The following is a 218-nucleotide window of genomic DNA, read 5'->3' as shown; positions in this document are numbered from 1 at the left end:
TGGAAGAGTAACTTCTACGGTTGAGCCTGCTTCGGCTGTACCTGTTACTGCAGTAGTACCTGCTTTAACTGGGTTTACAACCGGTGCTGTTGGAGCTGTTATATCAGTTCCCTTACCTACAGTCACTGATGTTGGGTTAGAAGTGTTGCCTGCTTTATCTGTCGCAGTCACAGATACTGTAGCACCTTCGTTCAAACCACTTACTGGAACGCTGAAGT

Annotated in this window: 1 pseudogene; it reads right to left on the bottom strand. The window is 46.8% G+C overall.

Going from position 1 to position 218, the window contains the following annotated elements:
* A pseudogene (locus AX662_RS10740) lies at positions 1-218 on the bottom strand (Ig-like domain-containing protein); the annotation flags it as partial.

The sequence above is a fragment of the Streptococcus sp. CCH5-D3 genome (assembly GCF_001556435.1).
Taxonomy (GTDB): Bacteria; Bacillota; Bacilli; order Lactobacillales; family Streptococcaceae; genus Streptococcus.
Note: the sequence above shows the minus strand (reverse complement) of the source record. Positions and strands in the feature narration are given on the sequence as shown.